Here is a 24,620-nt window from a genome sequence, read left to right as displayed (position 1 = left end):
CACTCTCTCTCGGCTGTCAATTCAACAAAGATCCCAATGCTCGGGGTCGAGTCGCTGGCCTAGATCCAATCCTGCTCGCTGGGGGCAATTCCCTGGCATCCAGGGCCCATGAACCTGGGCAGCGCGAGTCAACGGTGTTCTCGATTCTTGAGCAACTGAAAGGGAGTGTCAGATGTATTCGATGGGTGGTCTGATTCCGCCGATTGGTTTGGAAATCCCGATGAGCATGTATGCCGTCAACGTTCCGCTTCAAGTGAACGTCCTCGGGCTCGTGACGCTGGACTTCAAGGGGGGAATCAAGGTTCGGGTCGAGGCCAACCTTGGGGCCGGACTCGGTGGCGTCAAGCTGAAGGTCATTGGCTTCGAGGTGTCGGCGGACAGCCCGGTGCTTGGCAAGGTCACCCTGAGCCAGGCGGATGTTGATACGACACCGCTCAGCTTGTTGGAGCTCGTCGGGAATCTCCCGCCGAAGTTCCGGCAGACGCTGTTCCTTGATTTCGTGACAACGATTGAGAAGCCGCCCGGTGGTGGACCGCCCCTGCAGTTGTCGCAGAAGAAGACGGCCAGGCTGGTCAACGACAACCTGACGGTGTTTCCGCCGCAGGGCTCTGTCTACCAGCTCCAGGAGCCTGTGGAGCTCGCTCCTATCGGCGCGCCGACCCAGGTCGTCGCCCAGCTTCTCCAGTTCCCTGTGACGGTGTCGCACAACCCGTAGCGAGCAGACACGGGCGCCCTGCATTGATGCACGGTCCGGGGGGCTACAGGGGGCTGGCTGGAAGGCTCGCGGGAGCCCGCCCTCAGCTCTTCTTGGAGTCCGTGTACTCGGCGTCCGTGTTGCCGCGCCGAGCGGGGGGCAGGGGCTTCACGTCCACGAAGTCCTCGCCCTTGGAGGCCTTCTTGAACGAGTAGACGAACTTGCCCACGGCGTTGCCCAGCTGGCCCATCCTGGAGGCGGAGAACACCACCACCAGGACGAACCCGAGGACGATGATCTCTCCAAGGCCCAGCCCGAACATGGGCCTCACAGTGCAGCAAACCCCTGGGAGAGGCAAGCCACCTGTCCGTGGAGGACGGAACGGTGCACTTCTGCCTCCCGGGGAGCCGGTTCTGTCGCAGACTGCCGCCATGCTCCTGCTCGCCCACCGAGGCGCCAGCGCCGACGCCCCCGAGAACACCCTGGATGCCTTCGCCGAGGCCGTGCGCCAAGGCGCCGACGGCGTGGAATTGGACGCCATGGTGTGCGGCTCCGGAGAGGTGGTGGTGTGCCACGACGAGAAGCTGGACCGGCTCGCGGGGCTGCCCTGGGATGTCCGCACCACCGCCTGGTGGAAGCTCCAGCGGGCGGACGTAGGCACGCCCCTGGGCTTTCGTCCCGCGCGCATCCCCCTGCTCGAGGAGGTGGTGGAGGCGCTCCCCTCGCACTTCCTCATCAACATCGAGCTGAAGTGTGACCACTTTGACGACAAAGGGCTGGCGAAGAAGGTGGCGGAGCTCGTCACGCGGCGCGGGCTGGCCGAGCGGGTGGTGATCTCCAGCTTCAACCCCATGTGCCTGTTCCGGCTGGCGGCGGCTGCGCCCACCCTGCGCCGTGGCTTCCTGATCGATCCAGACAAGCCGTGGGGGCCTCAGGCCTACGTGCTGAGCCCGCTGGTGTCCTCGCATTCGGTGCACCCGTTCCACGAGGCCTGCACCCCGGAGCGGGTGGCGGAGTGGACGGCGGCGGGGCTGCGCGTGGCGGTGTGGACGGTGGATGCCCCCGAGCGCGCCCGGCAACTGGAGGAGCTGGGGATCTCCTACCTCATCACCAACCGGCCCGGAGCGCTGCGCAAGGCCCTGAGCCAGGCGGCCTGAGTCCCTACGAGCACGGAGGAGGTCCCCTCCGGGCGCAGTTCGAGCCAACCTGTCTGACAAGCAGACAAGTTCGCAAACTCCGCGCCGCCAGGGGGGCTGCTTCGGGTGGCCTCGGGACTAGAAGTCCAGGCCGAGCGAGGTGCTGAAGGTGACGACCGTGGGCAGGGCCCGGGTCTCGGTGGTCGAGGCCTCGTTATCCGGACGTGGGTCTAGCCTCACGCTGCCCAGGCGCGAGAAGGAGATCTCTGCGCCCAACTGCAGCACGCCGCCGATGAAGCGCGCGCCGCCGTAGATGCGCTGGGTCATGTTGTCCGAGAGCTTCACGCGCTTGTAGACGTCCGTGTCCTGGAGCGCCCCGAGTGAGTCCCCATCCAGCGAGTCGTTGTAGGGACGGTTCGGATTGAAGTCGAGCGTGTCCGTGTCGGCGCCCACCCAATTGAAGTCCAGGCCACCATACGGGGTGAGGGTGATCATTCCGCCCAGGGGGAACTGCTTGCCGATGCCCAGGTCCAGGCCGGCCGAGGTGAGGCCGAAGTCGCGCACGCCCATGAGGCGGGTGACGTGGAGCCGTGCCCCAATGTCCGGCAGGTAGGTGAAGCCCTCATTGGCGGCCCACTTCAGCTCGCCGGTGGTGGCCACCATGCGGCTCTTCTCCACCCAGCCCACACGGCCACCCAGCTCGATGGAGAAGGGCAGGCCCTTGCGCACGTGGAAGGAGGGCACCAGCACGGTGCTGGGCTGCGTTCCCTCGGTGGGGAGCTCGATGCTGCTCGGCAGGCTGACGACGGCCAGCTCCATGTTCACGTTGAAGCCGGCGTGCCCCACGGTCTCCGGAGGCATCAGGTTCGTCGAGCTGATGCCGGCCGCGAAGGCGCGGGCGAAGGCCTGGAACCGCGAGTTGCCCGTGGCGCACGTCTGCTGCTGCTCTGGATCACAGGTCGTCTGCACCTCGTTGGGGCGCCCCAACCTGGTGATCTGCAGATCATTCTGATCCGCGTGCGCGGCGGCCCCCGACACGAGCGCCGCGAGGGCCATCCACCGACTGAACGCGTGCATCCTCAAACCGCCTCCCAGGCGCCCGCCGGCAACGGGTGCCAAACCCTTCGGACGCTAACGTGGGCTCGCCGAGAGCGTCAACAAAACGGGCGGCCCACCTGGAGGCCGGAGCCTCCGGGAGAGCCGCCCGGATGAGCGGAGGATGTAAGTCCGGCTACTGCGGCTTCTGCTGCTCGGTGGGGGTGGGCGCCAGCTTCTGGGCCACCGCCTCCGGCCGGCGCCGGATGACCAGCGTCTTGCGGCTGGCGAAGTCCTGGTCCTCGCGCGCCACCACCAGGACGTTGTTGTTGCCCTCCTTGAGCGCGAACTCGGCGGAGAACTTCATCTTCCGAGGCTCCTCGCCCTTGGGGTCCGCGGCCTTGAAGTAGACCTTCTGGTCGTTCACCAGCACGTACATGTCCAGCAGGCCCTGCGGATCCGTCACGGTGCCGGACAGGGTGTACCGGTCCGTGTTGGCCATCACGCCGCCGCGGGAGGTGTCCACATCCAGGTGGATGTCCGGCGGCTGCAGGCTCGTCACCCAGTCCACCTTCTTGGGCAGCACGGCCTTGCCGATCTTCTGCTCGCGAGCATCCGCGGTGCGGACGAAGGCGAAGCGGTCATCCTGCAGGGACACCTTGTAGAAGCCCTTGCCCACGGCCACCACGGGCAGCACCGCCTGCGCTCCCACCTTGGCGATGGGGCGCGCGTCCTGCAGCGGCGCCGACAGCAGCTCGGCCTTGTCCGACAGCTTCACCAGCGTCTTGGTGGGCTCCAGCGCCAGCACGGGCGTGGCGCTCACCGGCAGCTCGAGCTTCTCGGTGACGAACTCCTCGAGCGGCTCGTCGATGATGGCCAGCTTCAGCGGGAAGGTGTCGCCCTTGTAGCCCTTCTTCAGCTCGAGCTGGAAGCGCGCGGACTTCGTCTCGCCGGGCTGCAGCTCGCCCAGCTTGAAGCGGCCCTTCTCGATGAAGACGTTCGGGTCGCCCGCGTTCTTGATCTGCGCGAACGAGTCCAGCGCCACGCCCTTGCCCACGTTGGTGACGTCCAGGGCCACGGTGATGTCCTCGCCCACCTGGGCCACGCCGTCGCCATTGCACGTGGCGCAGTCATCCAGCACCTGCCAGTTGAAGGCGAAGGACGGGCGGGGCAGCTCCTGGAAGCCCACCTCGCTCACCAGCGTCTTGGGCAGCGCGCCATTGTCGTCGAAGAACTTCACCGTCACGTCGTCGCGGCGCGAGGTGAGATCCTTGGGCAGCTTCACCGGCACCTTCCACGTCTTCTTCTCGCCCGGAGCAATCGCGCCGAAGACGAACTCGCGGCGGTCGATGAAGGCGTTGTCGCTCTCGGTCCACGCACGCACGCGCTTGAGCGCCTCGGTGCCCTTGTTCTCGGCGGTGATGGTCAGCTCCAGCGTGTCACCGGCGTGCACGGGCTGATCCGAGGGCGGCGAGAAGGTGGCATCCAGCTGCGCGTTCTTCGGGGTGGGGCCGGGGCTCCAGTCCACACCCAGCGCGGCGATGGCGGAGTTGATGCGCTGCTCCTCCTCCTGGCGCTTCTGGTCGATGAAGGCCTTGCCCTGCTTCATCTGCTCCTGGCGGTTGCTGGAGGATGCCTTGAGCACGAAGTCCCGGGCGAACGTCACCTCGAAGTCCTCCTTGATCTCGTCCTGGCTCTCGGCGTCCAGCTGGTCCTCGAGGTCCTCGCCCTGGCCGGCGAGATCCGTATCGATCAGCGGATCATGCTCGCCGTGCGCCTTGGCGTCCTTGGGATCCTTGGTGGCCGTCTTCGGGTTCTTCGCGGCCGTCTCCTGGTCCTTGGCCTTCTTCTCGGCGGCGGCCTGGGCCAGCTTCTTCTCGTCCGTCTTCAGGTACTTGAGGCTCTCGGCGGGCTTCTCGCGGTCCAGCACATCCTCGCGCTTCTTGGCCACCTTGTCGGAGTCCGGGTTGCCGAAGTGCTGATCCAGATCCGCCTCGCCGATGGAGCGGCGGGGAGCGAACACGTCGATGCTGGCCTCGGTGACGCGCGTGGGCACCAGCTGGATGTCCGGGATGATGCCCACCTCCTGGATGGAGACGTCGCCCGGCGTCAGGTACTTGGCGATGGTCAGCTTCAGCGCGCTGTCATCCGGGAAGTCGTACAGCACCTGCACGCTGCCCTTGCCGAACGTCTGCCGGCCGATGATGACGGCGCGGTTCAGGTTCTTCAGCGCGCCCGCGACGATTTCAGAGGCCGAGGCGCTGCCCGAGTTCACCAGCACCGCGATGGGGAAGGCGTCCTCACCCTCCTGCGGCCGGGCACGCTTCTCCTCGCGCAGCTTGTCGGACAGGCCCACCGTGGCCACCAGCACGCCATTGGAGATGAAGGTGTCGGACACCTGGATGGCCTGCTCGAGCAGACCGCCCGGGTTGCCGCGCAGGTCCAGCACCAGGCCCTTCATGGTGCCGCCCTTGGCCTCGGCCTGCTTGCGGATGTCCGCCAGCGCCGCCTCCAAGTCGCGCGTGGTGTTGCCCTGGAAGTTCTTGAGGCGCACATAGCCCACGTTCTGGGCCAGCAGCTTGTGCTGCACGCTCTCGATGGAGATGGTCGCGCGGCTGAGCGTCATGACGTGCGGCTTGTCCCAGCCCTTGCGCTCCACGGTGATGGTGATCTTGCTGTCCACCGGGCCGCGCAGCTTGGACACGGCCTCGTTCAGGTCCATGTTGACCGTGGACTCCTCGCCAATCTTCTTGATCTGGTCGTCCTTCTGGATGCCCGCGCGGTGCGCCGGCGTCTTCGGCAGGACCTTCACCACGGTGAGGTTGCCCTCGCGCATCTGGATGACGAAGCCCAGGCCGCCGAACTCACCCTTGGTGGACAGCTTCATCTCCCGGTACAGCTCCGGGCGCAGCAGCACCGAGTGCGGATCCAGAGTGGACAGCGCGCCGTTGACGGCCGCGTACTCGATGTCCCGCGTGTCCTCCACCGGGCGCATGTTCTTGGAGATGAAGTCGAAGACGTCCTTCAGCGTGAAGGACAGCTTCCAGGGCGAGTCCACGTGGCTGATGTCGAACTCGCGCTGCTTGCCGTTGACATTGACGTTGAGCTTGCCCGTCTCGGCGTTGCCGTCCACGAGCACGTCCGGCACGCTCTTCTCCACGTACTCCAGCGCGGCGATGAGCATCTCCTTGGGCTTGACGCGCTTGGGGTCGACGTAGTTGTCCTTCACGTAGAGGATGACCTTCGTGAAGACGCGCATCGAGGAGAGATCGTGCTGTGGCTTCTCGCCCTTCTGCTGTGCGAGCGAACCGTCCCAGCCCTGGCTGGCCTGAGCGGCCCCCATTGTCAGGGGGATGGGAGCCCGGTCGCTGCCCACGAGGGCCCAGGCGCCGAGGAGGACAGCGACGGCGATGATCCGGCGAAGCATTCGCGGCATTGGTTCATCCAAGCTGGGGCCCGTGAGGCCCCGGGGTGTTGCGTGAGAAAAGCTGTGTGAAACCGGGTGCTTGTCGAGGACGTGGGACACCAGAAAGCAACCGGGCAAGCCTAATCATGGACTTCGGGTGCTTCAAGGCGTCCGCTCCTCGGTATCGATCAGGAACGTTCCTGGGAGGCACTGCGTTCCCGCCCCCCCTGATCGAAGGGTCCTCTTCCAGGCGGAGACACCTGGGGCCCTTGTTTATTTCGGGAGGTGGGAGGTGGCAGGAGGAGGGGGGAGCTGCCCCGAGGCAACAAGCCCCCGGTAGAGGAGCGTCCCGGCGATGATGGCCACCGGCAGGAAGAAGGTATTGAGGACGGGTACCCAGAGGAGCAGGTAGACGCCCGCGCCGAAGCCGAGGCAGAGGGCGGAGCGCTCGCGCAGCATCCGCCGCACCTCGGCAAAGGGGTAGAGGTGGCGCGTCATGGGGGCGGCCAGGTGCTCTCCGGCCATCCAGATCATGCTCCACAGGCTGCCCAGCACCGTCCAGAGGATGCTCCCCAGCCCGGGGATGAGGTGGAGGGGCAGGAGCACGGCGAGCCCCAGGAGCAGGAAGAGGAGGCGCGCCAGGGTGTGTGCGATTCCGGTTACCAGCCCGCGGAAGAAGGCCCCCAGGCTGAAGGGCGGGGAGGGGGCGCCGCCGCACAGCTCCTCGGTGGCCTCGGAAATCGGATCCTGCAGGGGCGCCAGGAGCAGGGGGGGCACGACATTGGCGCCCACGACAAGGAGCACCACGAAGGTGAGGGTGAGGACCAGGTACCAGAGCGCCTGTCCGTACCAGGCCTCCGGGCGGGCGAAGAAGCTTCCCACCAGCCCTGGCGTGTAATGCCAGAGCAGCACCGAGAGTCCGACCAGGCTGGCCAGCGTGACGATGGCGCAGAGTGTCGAAAGCAGGAACAGCTTTGGGGAGCGGAAGATGAGGCCGAAGGCGCGCCCGAGCAACCCGACCCCTTGAAAGAAGTCCTTGAGGGCGGGGCGAGCGGCGAACTCAGGGACTGGGGAGGGTGGATTCATTCGGGGGGCAATGCGTAATTGGGAGCGGCGGGTTACTCGCACGTTATATAGGCGCGGCCATGTCCCTGGATCTCAAACGAGCGGTCTCCCAACCCATTACTTCTATCGACGCACTGGTGGACACGTTCCGGGCCGCGGAGAAACCCCGGGCCGAGCACCGGCTGGGCATCGAGCACGAGAAGTTCGTCTACGCGAAGAGCGGCGCGAAGCCCGTGCCGTACGAGGGGCCCTCGGGCATCGGGGCGCTGCTGGAGAAGATCGGTGCGGCGGGTGGCTATGCGCCGTTCCGGGAGACTCCGGACTCGCCGGTGATTGCGCTCCAGCGAGGCATCGAGACGATCTCCCTGGAGCCGGGCGGGCAGTTCGAGCTGTCCGGCAGCCCGTTCGTCACGGCTCGCGAGGCCCACGCGGAGAACCTGCGGCACCTGTCCGAGGTGAAGGCCGCCGGTGATGTGCTGGGCATCCAGTTGGTGGCGATGGGGTATCGGCCCTTTGGCACTCCGTCGGACACGCCGTGGATGCCGAAGACCCGCTACAAGGTCATGCGGCGCACGCTGCCGGAGCGCGGCCGGCTGGCGCTGAACATGATGCAGATGACCTCCACGGGGCAGGCCTCGTACGACTGGGCCGACGAGGAGGACTGTGTCCGCAAGACGGTGCTGGTGGCGCGGTTGGCCCCGCTGATGGTGGGCCTGTATGCCAACAGCCCGTTGGTGGAGGGCAAGCCCTCGGGGTACATGAGCTTCCGCTGTCGCGTCTGGGATGAAGTGGACCCCACCCGCTGTGGTTACTTGCCCGCCTTCTTCGATGGCTCGTTCTCCTACCAGGCCTATGTGGAGTGGGCGCTGGACGCGCCGCTGCTCTTCCTGCGCCGGCGCGGCGAGTACCTCCACCCCAAGCTCTCCTTCCGTCAGCTCTTGAAGGAGGGCTTCGAGGGTCAGCCCGCGGAGATGGGCGACTGGACGGACCACCTGTCCACGATGTTCCCCGAGGTGCGGCTCAAGAAGGTCATCGAGGTGCGCGGGGCGGACTGTGCCTCGGCGGAGATGACGGGCGCGCTCGGAGCGCTGTGGCGCGGGCTGCTGTATGACCGGACCGCGCTGGAGGAGGGCGAGCGGCTGTTGCCGAAGCTGTCCTTCGCCGAGCACAAGGCCTTCCACGAGACCGCGCGCACGCAGGGGTTGGCGGGGAAGCTGGGCAACCAGGAACTGCACCGGCTCGCTGGGGAGATGGTGGCCATCGCCCGTCGCGGGCTGGAGCGCCTGGATCCGCAGGACGCGTCGCTGCTGGAGCCGCTGGCCCGGGTGGCGGCTTCGGGCCGCTCGCCCGCCCAGGCGATTCTGGATGCGTGGGAGAAGGACCCGCGCCCGGAGGCGCTGCTGTCGCGCTTCACGCTCTAGGCGCGGGTCGGAGGAGGGGGCGCGTTAGAAGCGCCCTCCCAGGGTGATGCTGGCGTTGAGGAGGTTGCCCCCGTTGGCATTCGGGAAGGCGTCGTCCGCGAAGCCCTCGTCGAACATGAGCCGATAGGTGGCGCGCGCTCCGGCGAAGATGTTCCCGAAGTTGTAGTCCACGCCCGCGGCAAGCGGCACCTCGCCGGCGACGTCATTGTTGAACAGCACCTCGGCGCCATCGCTGGGGTTGAAGTACGTCAGGCCCAGGCCCGCGCCCACGAATGGGCGCCAGTGCCGCTCGATGAGCGGGCCCGCCTTGGCCAGCAGTCCGACGTTGTGACGGTAGAGCGCCTCGCCGTCGCCCACGAGCCTGTCATCGATGGGAAGACGCTGGCCCTCGTAGCCCACCTCGACTCCGAGCAGTGGGTTGAGCTGGGCTCCGGCGGCGATGCCGAGGAGCGGGCCCGTGCCGGTCTCGCGTCCGATGTCGCCCTGCAGCGCGCCGAGGCCGAGCCGCACATCCAGGCCGACCCGGGTCTCCTGATCCTCGAGGTTGAGTCTCCTGCTCACCTGGGTCGCCTCGACCGCGGCCAGAGCTGGTCCCGCGCACAGCACGGTGGCCGCCGCCAGGGCTCCCATCACCGAACGAATCTTCATCGCGTCCTCCAGAAATTGTGAGTCAGGGGACAATCTCTGGGCACGGGGCCTCCACGGGAAGCGGAGGCCCAACAGGGGGGCTCTCGACAGGCGAAGGGTTCGCTGGAGGAGCGCAGCGGAGGCCAGGGGCCCGGCTGCTCGCTTCCAAGGGGATCGGATTGCAAGTTCGGATGATGGCCGTAATATTACGTGTGTAATATGAAAGGACGCACCATGACCGCCAGCTACATCATCGATACCGCCCGCACCCCGCGAGGGCGTGGCAAGCAGGGCAAGGGATCGCTGTCGAACCTCCATCCGCAGGAGCTCCTCGCGCAGGTGCTGAACACGCTCCGGCAGCGCGGCGGGTGGAGCGCGAGCGAGGTGGACGATGTGATGGTGGGGTGCGTGTCGCAGGTGGGCGAGCAGGGGGCGAACATCGCGCGCAACGCGGTGCTGGCGGCGGGCTGGCCCATCGAGGTGCCGGCGGCGTCGCTCAACCGCTTCTGTTCGTCGGGGCTTCAGGCGATCCACTTCGGCGCCATGGGAGTGGCCTCGGGGGCCATGGATCTCGTGGTGGCTGGCGGCGTGGAGAGCATGTCGCGCATTCCGATGGGCTCGGATGGCGGTGGCCAGGATGGCGGCAACGAGCATCTGCGTGAGCGCTTCTTCCAGGTTCCGCAGGGCATCAGCGCGGATCTGATCGCCACGCTCGAGGGCTTCTCCCGGGTGGAGATCGACGCCCTGGCGCTTCGTTCCCAGCGGAACGCGGTGCGAGCCATCGAAGAGGGGCGCTTCGCGAAGTCGCTGTTCCCGGTGAAGGATCCGCGAACGGGGGCTGTGCTCCTGGAGCGTGACGAGTTCCCCCGGCCGGACACCACGGCGGAGGCGCTCGCCGCGCTGAAGCCTTCCTTCGTCTCGCTGGGGCAGCTGGCCGCGGGGCCCGGCGGAGAGACATTGGACCAGCTCGCGCTGCAGGCCTACCCACGCGCCCGAACCATCCAGCACGTCCATACGGCGGGGAACTCGAGTGGCATCGCGGACGGGGCCGCGGCGGTGGTGCTCGCGTCGGAGCGATATGTCCGGGAGAAGGGCGTCAAGCCGCGCGCTCGCATCCGCGCGATGACGACCGTGGGGAGCGAACCCGTGCTGATGCTCACCGGTCCGGCGCCAGCGAGCGAGAAGGCGCTCCGCATCGCGGGCATGAAGGCGCGAGACATCTCCCTGTGGGAGATCAACGAGGCCTTCTCCGCGGTGGTCCTGCAGACGACGCGGGCGCTGGGCATCGATCCGGACCGCGTGAACGTCAACGGCGGAGCCATTGCGCTCGGCCATCCGCTCGGGGCGACGGGGGCGATGCTGCTCGGCACGGCGCTGGATGAACTCGAGCGGACCGGCCAGGAGACGGCGCTCATCACGATGTGCATCGGTGGCGGGCAGGGTATAGCGACCATCATCGAGCGGCTCTGACGCCGCGAGAGGAGGTGCCGGTGAACCAGAAGGCGGAGAAGAAGCAGAAGTCCCACGACGCCATCCTGGCCTCGGCGGCGGCGCTCCTGCGGGAGCGAGGCATCAAGGCCAGCTCGGTGCAGGATGTGATGAAGGGCGCGGGGCTCACCGTCGGCGGGTTCTACGGGCACTTCGACTCGAAGGAGCAGCTCTTCGCGGAGACGATTCGCACCACGGCGAGCGCGCTGTGGATCCGCCTGATGAATTCGGCGAAGGGGAAGTCGGCCCGAGAGCGCGTTCGGAGCGTGATCGGGCCGTACCTGTCACGCACCCACCGGGACCACCCGGAAGCGGGATGCCTGCTGCCGAGCGCCGCGCCGGAGGTGGCTCGGGAAGGGGAGCCGTACCGGAGCGCGCTCTCCACGGAGCTGGGCCAATTCGTCAGCTCGTTGGAGGGCGTGCTCGGTCCAGGGTCTGGGCGCCGGGAGGAGGCCGTCGGGCTGGTCGCGCTCATGTATGGGGCGCTCTCGCTGTCCCGGGCCGTGGATGGCACGCCGCTCAGCGACGAGTTCCTGCGAGCCGCGAAGGCGCTCGCGGACCGTGTCGTCGCCGAGGACGAATCCGGACCGACTGCTGGCTCGGAGTCTTGATGCGCTGACGGGCTACTTCTTGCCGAAGAGCTTGCGCAGTCCAGAGAAGAGCCCGGTGGGGCTCTCCTTGGCCTCGGTGACGAAGGGTGAGCGGGAGATGAGGGCCTCGCGGGCCGCATCGTCCAGCTCCTCGGTGGCGAGCGGTACCGGCTGACGCTTGGTGCCGGGCAGGGTGGCCGCCAGCGAGAGGATCCCGTCCTGGGAGAGGGAGAAGTGGATCTCCGCCTCGCCCTGGCGCTCGAGCTGGAAGTGGAGCGCACCGAGGTACTCGTTCTCGGCGGTGACGGGAGAGGGGCCCTGGAAGATGGCCAGGGAGAGCGGACCCGGGGTGATGGGGATGACGAGCGTCTTGTCGGCGGGCAGGCGGGTGTTGCGCTCGAAGACGCGGCGGAGCACTCCTCCGCGCTCGGCCACGCCGAGGGGAACGGAGAGCACGTCCGAGACGGTGGCTCCCGGCTTGCCGGACTCGATCTCCAGCAGTGAGCGTCCCAGCAGCGCGGCGCCCAGGGCTCCGGCGCCGATCGGATCCACATCGGAGCGCACCGGAACGCCGAGACTCTCTTCGAGCCGTCGCCGCACGAGCGGAGCGCGGCTCTGGCCTCCGACGAGCACCACCGCATCAAGCCCCTGGGGCGTGAGCGAGCTCGACTCGAGGACTTCGCGGGTGGCCTCGGTCACGCGCTGGGCGAGGTCCGCGGTGAGTGCCTCCACGCGCTCGCGGGTGAGGGAGGAGGCAGCCCCATCCGGGAGCCGGACGAGGGCCTCTTCCTGATCGCTGAGGAGCACCTTGGTGGCCTCGGCCGCGGAGCGCAGCGGGCCCCAGTCGAGCGAGGGCTCGGAGGAAGCGGTGCCCTGTGCACGAAGCTCACTGAGCAGGGCTTCGGCGATGCGCGCGTCGAAGTCCATGCCTCCGAGGGCCGGATCGCTGCCCGTGGTGACGACCTCGAGGTCATCGCCGGTGACCTGGACGACGGAGACCTCGAACCCGCCACCGCCGAGGTCCAGCACGAGGACGCGCTTGCGAGCCAGTCCACGGCCGTGCCCGTAGGCGAGCGTCGCCGCGGCGGAGGCATTGAGCACGCGTAGGACGTTGAGGCCAGCCTTCTCGGCAGCCTCGCGCAGGGCGGCGCGCTGGCGGGCATCGAAGTAGGCGGGGACGCACAGGACCGCGCGCGTGGCTTCGCGGCCGAGGAACGTACTGGCGGCGGACTTGAGCTCGCGAAGGAGCTGGGTGGCGAAGTCCGTGAGCGGGATGACACGCCCGTGAAGCTCGATGCCTGCGTCGCCTCGGGGATCAGCCGAGACGGAGTAGGGGAGCCCCACGAAGCTGCGCAGCCGCGGCGAGCGAGCGCGAAGCCCGAGCAGGCGCTTGAGCCCCATGGCGGCGCGGCGGGGCGCACGCTCGGACTCGGAGATAGCCGCCGTCCCCACCAGGAGCTGGCCCGAACCATCCACGGCCAGAGCGGAGGGCATGCTTCGTGCGTCGGAGCCGCTGGTGGGAATGAGGCGGACGGTGCCCTCATGGAACACGGCGACACGGGCCTGAGTGGTGCCCAGGTCGATGCCGAGCACGACCTCGGGCACGGCGGGAGCCACGGGAGCGCTGACAGGCACTTCGAGCAGGGTTCTGCGGCGAGTCCTGCTCTCGGGAGCACGGCGCAGCTCTTCGGGTACGAGGCCTGGTGAGGAATCCGCGCGAGGAGTCTCCACTGGTGCGGAGCGGGGTGCAGGTGTCTCCGGGGTGCGCGGCTCGGGCGGCAAGGAGGGCGCCGCGGGTTGACGCGTGCTGGGAGGATCTTCGGGAAGGGAAGGAGCCGCGGGCGCAGGCGAGGGGAGAGCCGCCTCGACCATGGCCTGGGCAAGGGGCGAAGCAGGCACGGACGCCGCAGGCGCCTGTGCAGGCGTCGCTGGAGCGGCCCGAGGCGCCGATGGTGCCGGTACCTGTGGCGTGGGAGGTGGCTCGGCGCGAGGGCCGGGTGCAGGGTCGACCCGAGGAAGCGACGGCGCAGCCACGGGTGGCACCGGAGCCGGCTGAGCCACGCGAGGGCTGGGAGCTGGGTCCGCCCGAGGAGGTGATGATGCAGGTACCTGGGGCGCCGGACTCGGCTCTGCGCGCGGAGCGGCCGGTGAAGGAGCAGAAGGAATCGCCCACATCTGCCTCGTCGGAGCCTTGGGCTCCGGAATGGGAGCAGCGCGAGGCGTGGGAGCAGGAGGTGGTGCTGCGGGAGCAGCCGGTGCAGGCACGGCCGCCGGCGCAGGCACGGAGGCAGTGGGCGGCTGGGTCGCCCGACGGACCAGCCCGGGGGGAGGAGCCATTGCCCGAGGCGTCGGTGCACTCGGGGCCGAAGCGGGAACAGGGGAAGGCGGAGCGGGTGGCTGCGTCGCCAGACCCGAAGGAGGCGGTGGGCTCGGGGCCGCTGCCTGAGCCGGAATGCCGACCTGCGACGGAGCCCCTGTGCGCGCGGTGCCCCCCGGCTCCGAGCCAGGCGCTCCACCGCGCCGAGCCACCATGCGGTCGATGAGGGCCTTGCTGGGCGCATCCAGCTTCGCGAAGCGCACGGTCATCCCCATGCGTCCATTGCCCTCATCGAGCAGGGCTTTGGCGACGACCCCCTCGCCCCGCAGCAGCCGGGTGCCATCGGCGAGGACGAATTCGAACGCGATGGCGGTGCCCTCTTCCTTGAGGGCGCGGGTGGCGATGAAGACTCCGCCACGCCCCACGTTCGCCCCGTACTTGTCGATGAACTCCTCCTCCGTGGTGTACGGGAGGCGGATGCGCAGCGGGAGGAGCTTGGGCGCGACCGTCACCGTTCACCGTCTCACGGGGAGCTCACCGAAGGGCGAGGCGGACGTCTCCGCTGGTCGCTGGCAGCACCAGCGTCAGGCCGGAGTCGAGGACCGAGGGAGGAATTTCGAAGAAGAACACCACATCCGCGCGCTCCTGAGGTCCCCAGGTATGGGCCAGCTCGCGAGTCCCGGCGGCGATCTGGGCATCCCGAGCCACCGGGTACTCCTTGCCCGCCCCGTCCACCAGCCGCGTCTTCTCCAGCCCGAGCGGAGCCGGGGCCGAGCCCACGTTCTGGGCGATGATCTGGACACGGAGGAAGAGCTCCTCGGTGGTGAGGCTCACCTTGGCTCCCTTGACCGAGTGCGTGGAGGTCAGTCCCGTGAGCTTCACGGCCACGGTGTCCACGTGCTTCGTGTCATTCGGCTCAGGAAGCCGAAGCTTGTGGTCGGAGGCACCCTCTTCCGCCGTGGCCAGCCCCGCGAGGTTCGCGTTGGGATCCTCCGGGGGAGGCGCGAGCTGGGATGGAGGCCCCGAGGGAGCCCCTCCCTTGCCCACGCGGTCCGCCTCGGCGCGCAGCTTGGCGATCGTGCGGTCCTCCTGCGGGCGAGGCTCTTCCTTCGCGCAACCCCACGCGAGGGCCGCGGCCAGGAGCAACCAGGAGGCGGAGGGGCGTCCACTCATGCCCGGGCCTTCACCAGCTCGTAGAGCTTGTCGAGCGCGGCGGGGAGCTTGGTGGCATCGGGGCCGCCGGCCTGGGCCATGTCCGCCTTGCCGCCGCCCTTGCCGCCCACTTCCTTGGCCATCTCGCGCACCAGGTCACCCGCGCTGATGCCCTTGGCGACCAGGTCCTTGGTGGCGGCCACGAGGATGAGCGCCTTGCCATCCTTTTCGCCGCCGATGGCGATGACGCCCGAGCGGATCCGGTCGCGCAGCTGGTCGGCCAGCCCGCGGTAGACCTTGTCGTCGGCCGGGTCCACGCGGGTGGCGAGCACCTTGATGCCATTCACCTCGCGAGCCTGGTCGAGCAGGTCCTTGCTGGAGGCCGACTGGGCCTTCACGGCGACCTCCTCGACCTTCTTCTCGAGCTCCTTCACGCGCTTCTGGGTGGCCTCCACGCGCTTGACCAGATCCTTGGGGGTGGTCTTGAGCACGTCGGCCGCCTTGCGCAGCTCGCGCTCCGTCTCCCGCAGGTACTGGAGCGCGCCCATGCCGGTGACGGCGGTGACGCGGCGCACGCCCGAGGCGATGCCGCCCTCGCTGATGATCTTGAACAGGCCGATGTCACCGCTGCGCCGCACGTGGGTACCGCCGCAGAGCTCGGTGGACTGCGGGTGGACGGTGACGACGCGCACGGTCTCACCGTACTTCTCGCCGAACATGGCGACCGCGCCGGACTTCTTGGCCTCGTCCAGCTTCATGATGCGCGTCTGGGACTCGGCGTTCTCGCGGATCCAGCCGTTGACGAGATCCTCCACCTGATCGAGCTGCTCGGGGGTGGGGACCGCGAAGTGCGAGTAGTCGAAGCGCAGGTACTCCGGCGCCACCACGGAGCCGGCCTGCTTCACGTGCTCGCCCAGGACCATCTTGAGCGCCCGGTGCATCAGGTGCGTCGCCGAGTGGTTCGCGCGGATGGCCTTGCGCCGCTCGCCGTCCACGGACGCCTGAACCATGTCGCCGACCTTGAGGGTGCCCTGCTTCACCTCCACCGAGTGGACGATGAGGCCCTGCACGGGGCGCTGGGCATCGCTCACCTGCGCCTCCGCCTTGCCGCCATGGGCGACGATGCGGCCCGTGTCACCGATCTGGCCGCCGGACTCGCCGTAAAAGGGCGTGCGGTCCAGCACCAGCTCCACCTTCTCGCCCGCCGTGGCCTGCGATACCTCCGCGCCATCCTTGATGATGGCGCGCACGGAGCCCTCGCCCTCGTGGCCCTCGCCCTCGTAGCCAAGGAACTCGGTGGCGCCCAGCTTCTCGATGAGCTTCAGGTAGACGGCGCCCACCGCCGCGCCGGGGCCGATGGGCTTGTCCGAGGCCGCGCCGCGCGGCGTGTTCATGATGTCCCAGAACTTCTTCAGGTCGACATCGAACCCTCGCTCGCGGGCGATGATCTGGGTCAGGTCCCACGGGAAGCCGTGCGTGTCGTGGAGGAAGAACGTCACCTCGCCGGAGAGCACCTTGCCGCCGGACTCCTTCAGCTTAGTGATCTCCTCGTCGATCATCTTCAGGCCGCGGTTGAGCGTGCGCCGGAAGCTCTCCTCCTCGTGGCGGGAGACCTCGAGGACGAAGGTGCGGCTCTCGCGCAGCTCGGCGTAGGCATCGCCCATCAGCTCGATGACGCGGTCCACGACCTTGAAGAAGAACAGTTCATCCAACCCCAGCAGCGAGCCGTGGCGGATGGCGCGGCGCATGATGCGGCGGAGCACGTAGCCGCGGCCCTCGTTGGAGGGCTGCACGCCGTCGGAGATCAGGAACGCGGCCGCGCGGCTGTGGTCCGCGATGACGCGCATGGAGGCACCGTCCTCCTGCGTGTACGGCTTGCCGACCAGCTCGCTCACCCTCTTGAGGATGTCCTGGAACAGGTCCGTGTCGTAATTGGAGCGCTTTCCCTGGACGACCGAGGCGATGCGCTCCAGGCCCGCGCCCGTGTCGATGGACGGCTTGGGCAGAGGAATCAGCGGCGCGTCCTTCTCCTTGCGCTCGAACTGCATGAACACCAGGTTCCAGATCTCCAGCCACCGGTCGCAGTCGCACGCCACGCCTTGACACGCCTTGCCCGCGGCTACCTCGGCACAGGGGATGTCATCGCCCTGGTGGTAGTGGATCTCCGAGCACGGGCCGCACGGGCCGGTGTCGCCCATGGCCCAGAAGTTGTCCTTGAGCCCCAGCTTGTAGATGCGGTCGCGGGACACGCCCTGCCTGGCCCACAGCTCGAACGCCTCTTCATCCCAGGGGATGCCGCCCTCGCCGTTGAACACGGTGACGGCCAGACGCTTCGTGTCCAGCCCGAGCGTCTTGGTGACGAACTCCCAGCCGTACGCGATGGCGTCCGCCTTGAAGTAGTCGCCGAAGGAGAAGTTGCCCAGCATCTCGAAGAACGTGTGGTGCCGGGCGGTGTAGCCCACGTTGTCGAGATCGTTGTGCTTGCCGCCGGCGCGCACGCACTTCTGCGAAGTCGTGGCGCGAGAATAGTCGCGCTTCTCACGGCCGGTGAACACGTCCTTGAACTGCACCATGCCTGCGTTCGTGAAGAGCAGGGTCGGGTCGTTCTGGGGGACGAGGGACGAGGAGGCGATGCGGCGATGGCCGCGCTCCTCGAAGAACTTGAGGAACGCCTCGCGGATTTGAGACGCAGTCAGAGCGGAAGGCATGGTGGTGTGGGTATATGCCACAAGAGGGCGCCTCGCAGGAGTTCTTGCTGCCCAGGCGCCCCCCCGGGGGGCAGTCGAGCGTCAGCCCCGAGCCGGGGCCCCCGCGACACCGGGTAGGGAAGTCTGGGAGATCATTCCAGCAGGTGCTCCCAATGCGCTAGAGTCTTCGGTCACCCCATGCGGCTGCTGCCCGTTGCGCTCCTGCTGTTGGCCCTGCCTGCTCTGGCGCAGGTGGATGCCCGCGTAGCCTTCCTCACGAAGCAGCTCGAGAAGGGCAAGGATCCCCGTGCCCGCTCTCAGGCGGCCCTGGTGTTGGGCGCCACCGAGGAACCCGAGGCCGTTCAACCCCTGTGCGCTGGTCTGCAGGATGCCAGCGAGCTGGTCCGCGCCGCCGCCGCCAAGGGGCTGGCCACGCTCAAGGAGGCCTCGGGCCTGGACTGCCTCAAGAAGCACAAGGAGACGGATGCCGCCACGCTGGTGTCCGTCCGCGAGGCCATCAAGGCACTCGAGGACTTCAAGTCCCGCCCCCCTCGCATCTACGTGGACTTCACGGGCGTGAAGGACAAGACCGGTGGGCTGTCGCCGGAGCTGGTGAAGGTCACCGAGGAGCGCCTCAAGCGGCGGCTCATCCAGACGGGGGCGCTGCTGGCGCCCGCCAAGGAGGCGAAGAAGAGCGCCCAGGGCGTGCTCAAGAAGTACGGTATCTCCGGCTACCGTCTCAGCGCGGAGATCCAGACCACGGAAAGCGGAGGGCTGCGCATCGCCCTCCTGTGCCTCAGCTATCCGGATCTGGCGCTGCTCGGTCAGGTGGACGTGCAGGCTGCCGGAGCCGCTCCCGCGGATCTCCTCAAGGCGCTGGTACCCAAGGCCATCCAGGATGTCGCGCAAACCTTCGAGTGGAAAACATGAGAGCCGTCTCCTCCCCAGCCTCGCAGCAGGATGGCAGCAAGAAGCGCCAGTGGCGCAACTTCCTCATCGAGCCGAAGTTCCAGCTCAAGTTCGCCGCCTACCTCATCACCGTGACGCTGGTGCTGGCGGCGGTGCTGGGCGTGTTCCTGTACCGGAACACCCGGGCGCTGCTGGACGAGGCCGGCCACTCGCTGGAGGCCCGCTCGCGCGCCGCGGACGCCAGCCGGGAGCTGTCCAACACCGCCCTGTCCAACGAGCTCATCCAGAAGATGGGAGACCCGGTCTTCGTGGCGCAATTGCAGGCCACCTCGAAGGCCATCGACGAGCGCTACGAGGCCGAGCGCGCCGCCATCGTCGGGGAGCGGGAGGCGCTGGTGCGTCACCAGCGCAACATGTGGCTGGTGTTCATGGGGACGCTGGGAGGCTTCCTCGTCCTCATCACCCTGGCCACCATCGTGCTGACCCACCGCGTGGCCGGGCCGCTGATGCGCATCCGCCGCATGGTGAAGGACGTGGCCTCCGGGCAGATCCGCCCGCCCCCGTATGGGCTGCGCGAAACGGATGAGCTCAAAGATATTTTCGATGCCACGCGCGGCATGATGCACGTGCTGCGCAAGCAGAACGAGGATGACGTGCTGGTGCTCTCGCATGCGCTCGAGCGCGCCCAGCAGGAGGGCGTGAAGGGCGATTGGGTGGAGGACCTGCGCAGCCTGGAGTCCCGAATCAAAGGCCGGCTGTGACGCATACGAGACGCTCTCCGTATTCCGGGCTTTTTCCATGTTGTCAGGAGGGCGTCGACTGCACATAGGAAGGCTCTCCGCCATGCATCGGCTCCGGGAGAACCTCCTTGCACGACCCCTTTCAGGGCACCCTGCCCCCCGGGCAGAAGATCGATCTCACCAACTGTGATCGGGAACCCATCCACATTCCCGGGCACATCCAGGCCCACGGCGTCCTGTTGGCGCTGGACCCCTCGACTCTGAACGTCCTTCAGGCGAGCGACAACACGCTCCAGTACCTGGGAGTCCCCGCGCAGGCCGTCCTGGGCAAGGGAATGGATGCCCTCCTGGGCTCGGAGCAGTTGGACTTCCTCTCCAGCGCTCTGCGGACGGAGCGGCTGGAGGACAACCCGCTCTACCTCTTCACCGCGCACGTGCTGGGCAGCGGGCCCTTCCACGTCATCGTCCACCTGCACGGCGGGCTGCTGTTGATGGAGCTCGAGCCGACGCGGACGAGCCCTGTGCGCCAGCCGGACTTCTACGAGCTGATGAAGCGCAGCGTGGCGCGCTTCCAGTCGGCCCGGACGGTGAGCGAGTTCTGCCAGATGGTGGCCGAGGAGATCCGGCGCGTCAGCGGCTACGACCGGGTGATGATCTACAAGTTCCAGAAGGACTGGAGCGGTCACGTCATCGCCGAGGACATGGCCCGGGACATGGGCCTGCCGTCTTATCTGGACCTGCACTACCCCGCGAGCGACATCCCCTCGCAGGCGCGGGCGCTCTTCCTGCTCAACACGGTGCGGATGCTGCCGGACGCGCAGTACGCGCCCTCGCGGGTGGTGCCGGAGCTCAACCCGCTCACGGGCAAGCCGTTGGACATGAGCTTCGCCTTCCTGCGGGGCGCCTCGCAGATGTACACGGAGTACCTCATCAACATGGGCGTGAGGGCTTCGCTCACCCTGGCCATCTCGGCGGGCGATCAGCTCTGGGGGCTGGTGGCGTGCCACCACTACAGCGCCCGCCAGGTGCCGTATGATGTGCGCACCGCGTGCGAGTTCCTCTCCCGCGTCGTCTCGCTGCAGGTGGTCGACAAGGGCCGCCACGAGGAGACGAAGTACCGGGAGCGGATGGGCGAGGTCCACCGGTGCATGGTCCAGAACGTGGCCCGGCAGGAGCACCTCGTGGACGTGCTGACCGGGTGCACGCCCGGGGTGCGCGAGTTCGTGGAGTGTGGCGGTGCGGCCGTGCTGGCCGAGGGCGAATGCCGACTCCTGGGCAATACCCCGAGCGAGCTCCAGGTACGCCTCCTGGTGGAGTGGTTGAAGACGGCCCAGGGCAGCGAAATCTTCGCCACGGACCAGCTCCCGGCGCTCTACCCGGACGCGAAGGCCTTCAAGGAAGCCGCCTGTGGCTTGCTGGCCCTGCCCATCTCCCGCCCCCGAGGCGAGTACGTTCTCTGGTTCCGGCCCGAGACGATCCAGACCGTCAACTGGGCGGGAGATCCCTACAAGCCCGTGGAGATCGGTCCCATGGGAGACCGGCTCACCCCTCGCAAGTCCTTCGAGCTGTGGTCGCAGACCGTTGAGGGCCGCTCGCTGCCCTGGGTCGACGTGGAGCTGGAGGCCGCCCGGCGCCTGCGCGAGTCCCTCACGGAGATCGTCTTCCGCCGCAGCGAGGAGATCTCCCGGCTCAACCTGGAGTTGTTCCGCAGCAACCAGGACCTGGACTCCTTCGCCTACGTGGCCAGCCACGATCTCAAGGAGCCGCTGCGCGGCATCTACAACTACGCCACCTTCCTGACGGAGGACTACGCGAAGACGCTCGACGATGCGGGGCGGCAGAAGCTGGCCACGGTGATCCGGCTGAGCAAGCGCATGCAGGTGCTCATCGACTCGCTCCTGCACTTCTCCCGGCTGGGCAAGAGCCCCCTGCGCATCGAGCCGCTCCCGCTGGGCCCGCTGGTGGACGAGGCCCTGGAGAACGTGGAGTCCCGCTTGAAGGAGACGGGCGCGGTGGTGTCGGTCCCCCGGCCGTTGCCCACCGTCCACGCCGATCACACCGGCCTGATCGAGGTGTACTCGAACCTCCTGTCCAACGCGCTCAAGTACAATGACAAGCCCGAGCGCAAGGTGGAGGTGGGCTACGTGGCCGAGGGTGAGCCCGGCTTCCCGGTGGAGGCCGAGGGCTTCAAGGAATGCTTCTATGTGAAGGACAACGGCATTGGCATCCCCGAGAACTCCAAGGAGGAGATCTTCCGCATCTTCAAGCGGCTGCATCCCCAGGCGGACTTCGGTGGAGGCACGGGGGCCGGCCTCACCATCGTCAAGAAGGTGATCGAGCGTCACGGCGGCCGGATCTGGCTCACCTCTCGTGAGGGCGAGGGGACGACGTTCTACTTCACCCTCGGAAGGGAGTAGCGCCCGTCATGCAGCAGCGCCCGATTCTCCTCGTCGAGGACAGCCCGGAGGATGTGGAGGCGCTCCAGCGTGCCTTCCGCAAGTTCCAGTTCACCCGGCCCGTCCAGCACTGCGCCACGGCCCGGAGCGCCTGGGATTACTTGTGCGGGCAGGGCGAGCTCCCGGCGGCCAGTCCGCTCCCGTGCCTCATCCTCCTGGACCTGAACCTGCCGGGGGAGGACGGCCGCTCCTTCCTCCAGCGGCTGAAGGCCAACGAGGAGTTCAAGTCCGTGCCCGTCGTCATCTTCTCCACCTCCAGCAACTCCAGGGACGTGGACTTCTGCTACCGGCACGGCGCCGCCGCCTACCAGGTGAAGCTGATGGATGTGGACGAGCAGCAGCGCCACCTGCACGCGATGCTGGACTATTGGTTTGGTGCCGCGGTCCTGCCTTCGAGTGAAGCGTAGAGGGTACCGGCGATGAAGCCTCAGCGGCGCATCCTGATCGTGGACGACAGCGCGGAGGACCGCAATGCGTTCCGTCGCTTTCTCCAGCAGGACACCGAGTACCGGAACCTCGTCGAGGAGGTGATCACGGGGGATGTCGGCGTCGAGGCCTGCCGGCGCGCTTCCTTCGACGCCGTGCTGCTCGACCACCACATGCCTCGCATGGATGGGCTGGAGACGCTCAAGGCCCTGCACGCCCTGCCGGGCTGGAGCACCCCGGTCCTCGCGCTGACGAGCACGGGGCGCTCGGACGTGGCGAGCCGGATGCTCGAGGCGGGGGCCACCGACTTCCTCTTCAAGGACGACATCACCGCCTCGTCTCTCAGCCGGGCCATCACCAATGCCATCACCAAGGAGCGGCTCCAGCGCAGGGTGGAGAAGACGGCCCGGCGCACCGCCCGGCTGCAACAGGTGACGGCGGAGCTGTCTCGCGCGCGCACGCCGCGGCAGGTGGTGGACGTCTTCCTGCAGCATGCGATGGACATGCTGGGCGCCGCGGCGGGCTTCCTGGCCCTCCTCTCCGAGGACGGGACCCATCTCGAACTGGATGCCAGCCCTGGCTTCGACGAGGACACCGTCCGCAAGTGGCGGCGCATCCTGCTCAGCTCCTCGTTGCCCATCACGGATGCCGCGCGCACCGGAGCGCTCGTCGCCTGCGGCAGCCGGGAGGAGCTGTCCGCTCGCTACCCGGTTCTGAAGGATGCCATCCTGCGGTTCCCGGCGCTGGCCGCCGTTCCCTTGCGCGTGGGCGACAACCGGCTGGGCGCCGTCGTCGTCTACTTCTCCGAATCTCACGCCTTCGATGAAGAGGAGCAGGACTTCCTCCTCGTCCTCACCCGCCAGTGCGCCCAGGCGCTGGAGCGCGCGCAGCTGTACGAGGCGGCGCGCACCGCACGGGATGCGGCCCGCTTGGAAGAGGAGCGCTTCCGCGCGCTCATCCTGGCTTCGTCTCCCGTGGTGTGGCGCGCGGACGCCTTGGGGCAAGGGGGGGCCAACATCGCGGTCCAGGGCACGCGGACAGGCATACCGTTCGAGCAGTCGGTGGGGGTCCGGTGGATGGAGGCCCTTCATCCGGAGGATCGGGAGGCCACCCTGGGCCATTGGCGCGAGGCGGTCCAGTCCGAGCAGATGTTCCGGAGTGAGTTCCGCGTCCGCGCGCAGGATGGGAACTGGCGCAGCCACCTCTCGCATGCGGTCCCCGTGCGAGGCCCGGATGGGAACGTGCGCGAATGGATCGGCGCCAACTGGGACGTCACCGAGGAGCGCCGCGCGGAGGCCGAGCGCTCCCGGCTCTACGCGGCGCTCCAGGAGAGCGAGTCCCAGCGGCGCCTGGCCCTGGAGGCGGCCCGGCTCGGCACGTGGACCTGGGAGATCGGCTCCGGGCACGTGGACATGGACGAGGTCGGCAGGGCGCTGCTGGGGCTGGCTCCGGAGGGGCCTCTGCGCGCCGAGATGCTGGGCACGCATGTGCACCCGGAGGATCTGGCCAGGGCGCTGGCTGCCCTTCAGGGCTTCATCGCGTCGGACACCCAGACGGAGTACGAGCTGGAGTATCGCGTCCTGCCTCTCGACGGGGGCGTCCGGTGGGTGGTGAGCCGGGGCCGCATGGTCCGCGACACACAAGGGCACTCGAAGCGGCTGGTGGGCGTCTGCTACGACATCACCGAGCGCAAGTCCTTCGAGATCGGCCTGATGCGCCAGCGGGAGGCCGAGAAGCAGCGCGCGGACTTCGAGCAGCAGCTCGTCGGCATCGTCAGCCATGACTTGAAGAACCCGCTGGCGGCCATCCTCATGCAGTCGGCGATGGCCGTGCGTCAGGGCGGCCTGGATGCGCGCACCCTCAAGATGATGACGCGCATCCAGTCCTCCGCCGAGCGCGCCAGCCGGATGATCCGCGACCTGCTTGACTTCACCCAGGCGCGGCTGGGAGGCGGAATTCCCCTGCAGGTGCGCGAGCTGGATGCGCGCGAGGTCATCGTCCCGGTGCTGGAGGAGGTGCGCCAGGCCTTCCCGCACCGCCAGCTCTCCTTCGAGTCAGTGGGGGATACGACGGGCGTATGGGATGGGGACCGGCTGGCCCAGGTCATCACCAACCTGGTGCAGAACGCGGTGAAGTACAGCCCTGAGGCCACGGGCATCGAGGTCCGCCTGCTCTCGGATGGCCCGTGCGTGGAGCTGACGGTCCACAACCACGGAGCGCCGATTCCCGCCGAGCGGATCCCCCACCTCTTCGAGCCGTTGCAGCGCGCCACCTCCCTGGAGGACAAGTCCGGTCGGAGCGTGGGCCTGGGGCTCTACATCGTGAAGCACATCGTGGAGGCCCACCAGGGCACCATCGCCGTGAGTTCACATGAGGGTGAGGGCACGCTGTTCCGGGTGCGTCTGCCACGGCATGTGAAGCAGCGCCTGGGCTCCGGTCTCTGAGCGCACCGCCTCGGCGAGGCCCGTGCG

At 68.1% G+C, this 24,620-nt stretch carries 18 protein-coding genes; 10 read left to right on the top strand and 8 right to left on the bottom strand.

Going from position 1 to position 24,620, the window contains the following annotated elements; all coding sequences use genetic code 11:
• The first annotated feature begins 172 nt into the window (after positions 1-172).
• Positions 173-715: a hypothetical protein gene (locus KY501_RS29950; RefSeq protein WP_224366923.1), complete on the top strand. Its 543-nt coding sequence runs from the start codon at positions 173-175 to the stop codon at positions 713-715.
• Between the two features lie 82 nt (positions 716-797).
• Here KY501_RS29950 and KY501_RS29945 read toward each other — a convergent pair whose 3' ends face one another.
• Positions 798-1,016: a twin-arginine translocase TatA/TatE family subunit gene (locus KY501_RS29945; RefSeq protein WP_224366921.1), complete on the bottom strand. Its 219-nt coding sequence runs from the start codon at positions 1,014-1,016 to the stop codon at positions 798-800.
• Positions 1,017-1,125: 109 nt separating this feature from the next.
• Here KY501_RS29945 and KY501_RS29940 point away from each other — a divergent pair, with 109 nt between their 5' ends.
• Entirely contained in the window at positions 1,126-1,851 is a 726-nt protein-coding gene (locus KY501_RS29940; protein ID WP_224366919.1) for a glycerophosphodiester phosphodiesterase, read from the top strand.
• A 117-nt stretch (positions 1,852-1,968) separates the two neighbouring features.
• Here the strand turns inward: KY501_RS29940 and KY501_RS29935 are convergent, their stop codons facing one another.
• The 3 genes from KY501_RS29935 to KY501_RS29925 form a co-directional block, all read right to left on the bottom strand.
• Positions 1,969-2,907: a hypothetical protein gene (locus tag KY501_RS29935; protein ID WP_224366917.1), complete on the bottom strand. Its 939-nt coding sequence runs from the start codon at positions 2,905-2,907 to the stop codon at positions 1,969-1,971.
• Positions 2,908-3,061: 154 nt separating this feature from the next.
• The gene (locus KY501_RS29930; RefSeq protein WP_224366916.1) at positions 3,062-6,301 is read right to left on the bottom strand and encodes an MXAN_5808 family serine peptidase; all 3,240 of its coding nucleotides are present in this window, start codon (positions 6,299-6,301) and stop codon (positions 3,062-3,064) included.
• A gap of 243 nt (positions 6,302-6,544) precedes the next feature.
• Entirely contained in the window at positions 6,545-7,357 is an 813-nt protein-coding gene (locus KY501_RS29925; protein ID WP_224366915.1) for an EI24 domain-containing protein, read from the bottom strand.
• A gap of 59 nt (positions 7,358-7,416) precedes the next feature.
• On the opposite strand from KY501_RS29925, the gene KY501_RS29920 reads away from it, so the two are divergent.
• Positions 7,417-8,757 carry a glutamate--cysteine ligase gene (locus tag KY501_RS29920; protein WP_224366914.1) on the top strand — a complete coding sequence of 447 codons (1,341 nt, stop codon included), beginning with the start codon at positions 7,417-7,419 and terminating at the stop codon, positions 8,755-8,757.
• Positions 8,758-8,781: 24 nt separating this feature from the next.
• Here the strand turns inward: KY501_RS29920 and KY501_RS29915 are convergent, their stop codons facing one another.
• Positions 8,782-9,405, bottom strand: a complete 624-nt coding sequence (locus tag KY501_RS29915) for an outer membrane beta-barrel protein (protein WP_224366913.1) — start codon at positions 9,403-9,405, stop codon at positions 8,782-8,784.
• Between the two features lie 213 nt (positions 9,406-9,618).
• On the opposite strand from KY501_RS29915, the gene KY501_RS29910 reads away from it, so the two are divergent.
• Positions 9,619-10,854 (top strand): acetyl-CoA C-acetyltransferase, encoded by a 1,236-nt coding sequence (locus tag KY501_RS29910; protein WP_224366912.1) that lies wholly within the window; start codon positions 9,619-9,621, stop codon positions 10,852-10,854.
• Positions 10,855-10,874: 20 nt separating this feature from the next.
• Positions 10,875-11,483, top strand: coding sequence for a TetR/AcrR family transcriptional regulator (locus KY501_RS29905; protein ID WP_224366911.1), 609 nt, complete (start codon positions 10,875-10,877; stop codon positions 11,481-11,483).
• 12 nt (positions 11,484-11,495) lie between these two features.
• On the opposite strand, the gene KY501_RS29900 is transcribed toward KY501_RS29905, so the two are convergent.
• The 3 genes from KY501_RS29900 to alaS are packed head-to-tail and all read right to left on the bottom strand — an operon-like array spanning position 11,496 to position 17,639.
• Positions 11,496-14,291 (bottom strand): Hsp70 family protein, encoded by a 2,796-nt coding sequence (locus KY501_RS29900; protein WP_224366909.1) that lies wholly within the window; start codon positions 14,289-14,291, stop codon positions 11,496-11,498.
• A gap of 22 nt (positions 14,292-14,313) precedes the next feature.
• Entirely contained in the window at positions 14,314-14,952 is a 639-nt protein-coding gene (locus tag KY501_RS29895) for a hypothetical protein (RefSeq protein WP_224366907.1), read from the bottom strand.
• Positions 14,949-17,639 (bottom strand): alanine--tRNA ligase, encoded by a 2,691-nt coding sequence (gene alaS, locus KY501_RS29890; RefSeq protein WP_224366906.1) that lies wholly within the window; start codon positions 17,637-17,639, stop codon positions 14,949-14,951. Before alaS ends, KY501_RS29895 begins: the two co-directional genes overlap by 4 nt.
• A gap of 177 nt (positions 17,640-17,816) precedes the next feature.
• On the opposite strand from alaS, the gene KY501_RS29885 reads away from it, so the two are divergent.
• The 5 genes from KY501_RS29885 (at position 17,817) to KY501_RS29865 (ending at position 24,593) form a co-directional block, all read left to right on the top strand.
• A complete protein-coding gene (locus KY501_RS29885; RefSeq protein WP_224366904.1) occupies positions 17,817-18,548 on the top strand; it encodes a HEAT repeat domain-containing protein in 732 nt (243 codons plus the stop codon).
• Positions 18,545-19,288, top strand: a complete 744-nt coding sequence (locus tag KY501_RS29880) for a signal protein (RefSeq protein WP_224366903.1) — start codon at positions 18,545-18,547, stop codon at positions 19,286-19,288. The genes KY501_RS29885 and KY501_RS29880 overlap by 4 nt, the downstream gene beginning before the upstream one ends.
• A gap of 107 nt (positions 19,289-19,395) precedes the next feature.
• Complete coding sequence (locus tag KY501_RS29875) at positions 19,396-21,684, top strand: ATP-binding protein (protein WP_224366901.1); 2,289 nt, start codon at positions 19,396-19,398, stop codon at positions 21,682-21,684.
• An 8-nt stretch (positions 21,685-21,692) separates the two neighbouring features.
• Entirely contained in the window at positions 21,693-22,130 is a 438-nt protein-coding gene (locus tag KY501_RS29870; RefSeq protein ID WP_224366899.1) for a response regulator, read from the top strand.
• 12 nt (positions 22,131-22,142) lie between these two features.
• Complete coding sequence (locus KY501_RS29865; protein WP_224366897.1) at positions 22,143-24,593, top strand: PAS domain-containing protein; 2,451 nt, start codon at positions 22,143-22,145, stop codon at positions 24,591-24,593.
• Positions 24,594-24,620 lie beyond the last annotated feature (27 nt).

Origin of the sequence: Hyalangium versicolor, assembly GCF_020103695.1 — a bacterium.
In the GTDB taxonomy this organism is placed as follows: Bacteria; Myxococcota; Myxococcia; order Myxococcales; family Myxococcaceae; genus Hyalangium; species Hyalangium versicolor.
This window is presented reverse-complemented; position numbering and strand designations above follow the sequence as displayed.